The sequence below is a fragment of the Lysinibacillus sp. NPDC096212 genome, assembly GCF_044763105.1.
Classification (GTDB): Bacteria; Bacillota; Bacilli; order Bacillales_A; family Planococcaceae; genus Lysinibacillus.
Window position 1 is genome coordinate 25838 of sequence record NZ_JBIWFQ010000015.1, and the last position, 6229, is coordinate 32066.

The 6229-nt window shown below is 40.5% G+C and carries 4 protein-coding genes; all 4 read left to right on the forward strand.

Annotated features, from left to right (window positions below):
- The first annotated feature begins 112 nt into the window (after nucleotides 1-112).
- The 4 genes from ACIQ7T_RS15340 to gatB all read left to right on the forward strand — a co-directional run bounded on the left by ACIQ7T_RS15340 (nucleotide 113) and on the right by gatB (nucleotide 5592).
- Entirely contained in the window at nucleotides 113-1246 is a 1134-nt protein-coding gene (locus ACIQ7T_RS15340; RefSeq protein WP_370079189.1) for a CamS family sex pheromone protein, read from the forward strand.
- A gap of 1141 nt (nucleotides 1247-2387) precedes the next feature.
- Complete coding sequence (gatC, locus tag ACIQ7T_RS15345) at nucleotides 2388-2675, forward strand: Asp-tRNA(Asn)/Glu-tRNA(Gln) amidotransferase subunit GatC (RefSeq protein WP_010857153.1); 288 nt, start codon at nucleotides 2388-2390, stop codon at nucleotides 2673-2675.
- A gap of 24 nt (nucleotides 2676-2699) precedes the next feature.
- Nucleotides 2700-4163 carry an Asp-tRNA(Asn)/Glu-tRNA(Gln) amidotransferase subunit GatA gene (gatA, locus tag ACIQ7T_RS15350; protein ID WP_370079193.1) on the forward strand — a complete coding sequence of 488 codons (1464 nt, stop codon included), beginning with the start codon at nucleotides 2700-2702 and terminating at the stop codon, nucleotides 4161-4163.
- Between the two features lies 1 nt (nucleotide 4164).
- Nucleotides 4165-5592, forward strand: a complete 1428-nt coding sequence (gene gatB / locus ACIQ7T_RS15355; RefSeq protein WP_370079195.1) for an Asp-tRNA(Asn)/Glu-tRNA(Gln) amidotransferase subunit GatB — start codon at nucleotides 4165-4167, stop codon at nucleotides 5590-5592.
- Nucleotides 5593-6229: the final 637 nt, after the last annotated feature.

Consider the following 6229-nt stretch of genomic DNA (forward strand, 5'->3'; position numbering starts at 1 on the left):
ACCCACTTGGTGGAGAATAGAGGCATTATATATATGTCTCTTTCTGCCCATAGGTAGGGTATGAACAATTCGTCGAGCAGAATTTGGTTTACAGTAAAGGAGTATAAAAATAATGAAGTCATTTCGACTCATTCCAGCAATTGTCGCTGCTGCAATGCTAGTCGGCTGTGTGCCTTCTAATAAGAAGGAAACAGAGCTTACACAGGAGACGCAACAGGAAAAAGCGGAAACAACGATTATTCCAAGCATACAGATTGATGATTCATACTATAGAACGCTAACACCTTATAAACAAAGTGCTAGCAGAGGATTAGTAGTTTCAAATATCTTTACGAAATATGATATGAAGGAAGTAGAAACAGGTTTAATGCGACTTTCTCAAAATGAGTTTGACACAGAAAACTACTTCTTCCAAGAGGGGCAATATTTAGCGGAAAGCACAGTGACAGATTGGCTTGCACGTAGTTCACAAACGAAGGAAGGTTTAAATCCTCCAACGACGGACTCAATGCCAGCAGAAGAACGTGCAACTAAGGCCCCAATCTATTTATCACATATTGTTGAGCAAAATTATTTAACAAAAACTAGTGATAATAAAGTGAAATTAGGCGGTATTTCGATAGGACTTTCCTTAAACTCTATTTATTACTATCAAAAAGAAAAATATGGAGAGTACTATGAGCAACCAATTCCGGAGGCAAAACTCATTGAGCAAGGAAAGAAAATGGCCGCTGAAATTGTATCCCGCCTAAGAACTCGTGATGAATTGAAAGATATACCGATTGTAGTAGGCTTGTTTAAACAAAAAGCTCGCAATGACATTATTCCAGGAACGTATTTTAGCTATGGCGTAGCAAAAGCAGGACAAAACGACGTAGCTAATTGGAAAGGTATCGACGAAGAATATGTATTATTCCCAACGAGTGAATCACAGGATGTATACAGAGATGTTAGCAATAACTTTAAGAATTTTAAACAAGATGTAGATAAATACTTTTCTAATTATACTAGTGTAATAGGAACAGGCTTCTATCAAGATAAAAAAATTCAAAAGCTAACGATTGAAGTGCCAATCCAATTCTACGGCAAGTCTGAAATAATAGGCTTTACTCAATATTTAACAGGTGTTTTGATCAATCAATTTGATAACATCAATGTTGAAGTAAATATTACCTCAATAAATGGTCCAGAGGCATTGATCGTAAAGAATGCCAGCGAAAAGGAACCATACGTCCATATCTATTAAAATATAGTCAGCCTCGCGCTGACTATATTTTTTATGGGAAGAAAAATGAGTTCGTTGGAAGAATTAATCAGAGTGTTGGATAGACTCTTTAGAGTGAAAGCGACGGATAGATACCCGGAGCGACGGATAAAGTCTACGAATCGACGGAAAGAAACAAGAGCGACGGATAGCCCTGCCGAAGAGACGGATAGAAAAGGGAAAGCGACGGAAAGATTCGTCAGAGCGACGGATAAAGTCTTCGAAAAGACGGAAAGAAACAAGAGCGACGGATAGTCCCGCCGAAGAGACGGATAGAAAAGCGAAAGCGACGGAAAGATTCGTCAGAGCGACGGATAAAGTCTTCGAATCGACGGAAAGAAACAAGTGCGACGGATAGTCCCGACGAAGAGACGGATAGAAAAGCGAAAGCGACGGAAAGATTCGTCAGAGCGACGGATAGATTCGTCAGGGCGACGGATAAAGTCTACGAATCGACGGAAAGAAACAAGAGCGACGGATAGCCCTGCCGAAGAGACGGATAGAAAAGCGAAAGCGACGGAAAGATTCGTCAGAGCGACGGATAAAGTCTTCGAATCGACGGAAAGAAACAAGAGCGACGGAAAGCCCCGCCGAAGAGACGGATAGAAAAGCGAAAGCGACGGATAGATTCGTCAGGGCGACGGATAAAGTCTACGAATCGACGGAAAGAAACAAGAGCGACGGATAGCCCCACCGAAGAGACGGATAGAAAAGCGAAAGCGACGGAAAGATACCCCGGAGCGACGGATAAAATCTTCGAATCGACGGAAAGAAACAAGAGCGACGGATAGTCCCGCCGAAGAGACGGATAGAAAAGCGAAAGCGACGGAAAGATTCGTCAGAGCGACGGATAAAGTCTTCGAATCGACGGAAAGCCTCCCTGTCTCAAGAGCGCAGCACACAACCCATGCCCTACTCCTGAAAAGCGAAGTCTATATGAAGGACTCGAAAAGCAGTCCCTAAAGACAACACTTCGTCATAGTAGTGAAAGTTTCTTTATTTTTGGTGAAAGTTGTGATTTTTAATATGAAAAATGTTATGATTACTTGCATGGTTAACTTTATTCAACCCTATTGTTATCGATAAAAACAATGAATTGAGTGAGTATTCGGAGGTGTGAAAAATGGCAAAATTAACAAAAGAAGAAGTTAAACACGTTGCAAATTTAGCACGTCTTGCAATTACGGAAGAGGAAGCAGAGAAATTTGCTGAACAGCTTGGTAAAATTACAGACTTCGCAGAGCAACTAAACGAGTTAGATACAACGAATGTTGAACCAACAACTCATGTTTTACCATTAGTAAACGTAATGCGTGAAGATGTGGCAACAAAAGGCTTAGACCGTGAAGTAATGATGTTAAACGTAAAAGAACAAGAAGATGGTCAAGTAAAAGTACCAGCTATCATGTAATACTAAAACATAGGAGGATTCCTCATGACGTTATTTGAACGTTCAGCAAAGGAGCTACAAGCTGACATTAAAGCGGGTAACCTAACAATCGCTGATTTAACAAAAGAAGCATACGAACGTGTGGCAAAGCTTGACGGCGATGTACAAGCTTTCCTTGCTTCAAACGAAGAAAAAGCAACTGCACAAGCAGCTGAAATGGATAAAGTGCCATTTGAAGAGCGTGGACCACTTTTTGGTCTCCCTATCGGTGTTAAAGACAACATCGTGACAGAAGGTTTAGAAACAACTTGTGCTTCTAAAATTCTAGAAGGCTTTATGCCAATTTATGATGCAACAGTAGTTAAAAAGCTACGCGAAGCTGGTATGGTCACTATCGGTAAATTAAACATGGACGAGTTTGCAATGGGTTCTTCAAATGAAAACTCGTACTATAAAACAACAAAAAATCCATGGAATTTAAACCATGTACCAGGTGGATCTTCAGGTGCGTCTGCAGCAGCAGTAGCAGCAGGTGAAGTACCATTCTCACTTGGTTCTGATACAGGTGGTTCAATCCGTCAACCAGCAGCATATTGCGGTGTTGTAGGGATGAAGCCTACATATGGTCGTGTATCTCGCTTTGGTCTAGTTGCATTTGCATCTTCTTTAGATCAAATCGGACCAATTACACGTAATGTTGAAGATAACGCCCTTTTACTTGAAGCAATCGCAGGATTAGATGCAAACGATTCAACTTCTGCAGACGTAGAAGTACCAAACTACGCAGCAGCCCTTACAGGTGACGTAAAAGGCTTACGTATCGCTGTGCCAAAAGAATTCCTTGGTGAAGGTGTTGGCGAAGCAGCACGACAATCAGTGCTTGAAGCATTAGAAGTATTAAAAGGCTTAGGTGCTACAGTAGAAGAAGTATCACTTCCTCATTCGAAATACGCACTTGCAGCATACTATATTCTTTCTTCTTCTGAAGCGTCTTCTAACCTTTCTCGTTTTGATGGGATCCGTTATGGTTTCCGTGCAGAAAATGTTAATAATTTGATGGACCTTTATAAAGAAACACGTGCACAAGGCTTTGGCGATGAAGTAAAACGTCGTATCATGCTTGGTACTTACTCGCTAAGTGCAGGTACGTATGATGCTTACTACAAAAAAGCTCAACAAGCACGTACACTTATCAAAGCAGACTACGACAAAGTATTTGAAGACTTTGACGTAATTATTGGACCAACTTCTCCAACACCAGCATTCAAAATTGGTGAAAACGTCGATGATCCAATGACGATGTATGCAAATGATATTTTAACGATTCCTATGAACTTAGCTGGTGTGCCAGCCATCTCAATCCCATGTGGTATTGAAAATGGTCTACCACTAGGCCTACAAATTATCGGTAAATATTTCGATGAAGCAACAATTTACCGTGTAGCTCATGCTTTTGAACAAGCAACGGAGTTCCATAAACAAGTTCCTCAAATTTGGGAGGGAAAATAACATGAACTTTGAAACAGTCATTGGTTTAGAAGTACACGTTGAGTTAAAAACGAACTCAAAAATCTTCTCACCAGCACCAGCTCATTTTGGTGCTGAACCAAATACAAATACTACAGTTATCGACCTAGGCTATCCTGGTGTCCTACCTGTACTTAATAAAAATGTTGTAGATTTCGCAATGCGTGCAGCACTTGCACTAAATATGGAAATCGAACAAGAAACAAAATTTGACCGTAAAAACTACTTCTATCCAGATAATCCGAAAGCTTATCAAATTTCTCAATTTGATAAGCCAATCGGTAAAAACGGCTGGGTTGATATCGAAGTAGATGGTTATACAAAACGTATTGGTATTACACGTCTTCATATGGAAGAAGATGCTGGTAAACTGTCTCACAGTGGCGACCACTCTTTAGTTGACTTTAACCGTCAAGGTACACCACTTGTAGAAATCGTTTCTGAGCCAGATATTCGCACACCAAACGAAGCGTATGCGTATCTTGAAAAAGTAAAATCAATCATCCAATATGCAGATGTTTCAGACTGTAAAATGGAAGAGGGATCTTTACGTTGTGATGCCAACATCTCAATCCGCCCATACGGTCAAGAAGAATTCGGTACGAAAACAGAGCTTAAAAACCTGAACTCTTTCAACTATGTTCGCCGTGGTTTAGAGCACGAAGAATTACGCCAAGCTGATGTCCTTCTTTCAGGTGGGGTAATTGATCAAGAAACTCGTCGTTTCGATGAAAAAACAGGTAAAACAATTCTTATGCGTGTGAAAGAAGGAACAGATGATTATCGTTACTTCCCAGAGCCAGACTTAGTTCGTCTATCAATCGATGATGAATGGTTAGAACGAGTAAAATCAGAAATTCCAGAGCTACCAGATGCTCGTAAAAAACGCTATGTTGAAGAATTAGGCTTAACACCATATGATGCAGGAGTTCTTGTTATTTCAAAAGAAATCTCAGACTTCTTCGAGGCAATGGTAGCTAAAGATGCGGATGCAAAGCTTTCAGCAAACTGGCTTATGGGTGATGTTTCTGCCTATCTAAACGCAGAACAAAAAGACCTTAAAGATACTGCATTAACACCAGAAAACCTTGCAGAAATGGTGAAATTAATCACTGACGGTACAATTTCTTCTAAGATCGGTAAAAAAGTATTTGCTGAATTAGTAGAAAAAGGCGGTTCTGCAGGAGAAATCGTTAAAGCAAAAGGTTTAGTTCAAATTTCTGATGAAGGTGCATTACTTGCTATCGTTACAGAAGTTCTAGACAACAATGCACAATCAATCGAAGACTTCAAAAACGGTAAGGATCGCGCTATCGGCTTCTTAGTTGGTCAAATTATGAAAGCTACTAAAGGTCAAGCGAACCCACCAATGGTCAATAAATTATTACAACAAGAAATTGCAAAACGTTAATTGCAATTACAATAGAAGGCCAAGAGAGCAAATTCGTTTTCTTGGCTTTTTATTTTAAAAAATATACATACAAAAGACTCTTTGGGGTATCTATAACAAGATAAAATGCCCCCATTACCATAAAGTATCAACAGGTAGTAGTTTAGAAAGGTTACATATTGACCTTTCCGAAGTGGAGTTATATTAAAAAACGGCTCATTGAACTTAATTTTATGGTTCATCACCAAAAGTTGTGGATGACTTTTGTTAAAACGTCTACTATGTAAATAAGTTGATTGGAGTGGAGGCTGGGCGACTCCTTGGGGATTAGCGATAGAGGAACGAAGGCTAAAACCATCACATCCTGTGATAACGCCTACGTGACCAACATCGTGTTGGTCCGAGACCCTGGAGCGAGCATATAGGGGAACGAAGGCTAAAGTCATCACGTCCTGTGATAACGCCTTCGTGACCAACATCCTGTTGCCCCAAGCGGCTCATCGGACGCCCCCAGGAAGCTCTGCTCTGTGCGAAAGCGAAGCGACAGCAACAAATGTTTTATCTGTGCGAAAGCGAAGCGACAGCAACAAATGTTTTATCTGTGCGAAAGCGAAGCGACAGCAACAAATGTTTTATCTGTGCGAAAGCGAAGCGACAG

Excerpts from the sequence above, each read along its gene's own strand:
- ACIQ7T_RS15340 (WP_370079189.1), top strand. The coding sequence starts at position 113 with ATGAAGTCATTTCGACTCATTCCAGCAATTGTCGCTGCTGCAATGCTA.
- gatC (WP_010857153.1), top strand. The coding sequence starts at position 2,388 with ATGGCAAAATTAACAAAAGAAGAAGTTAAACACGTTGCAAATTTAGCA.
- gatA (WP_370079193.1), top strand. The coding sequence starts at position 2,700 with ATGACGTTATTTGAACGTTCAGCAAAGGAGCTACAAGCTGACATTAAA.
- gatB (WP_370079195.1), top strand. The coding sequence starts at position 4,165 with ATGAACTTTGAAACAGTCATTGGTTTAGAAGTACACGTTGAGTTAAAA.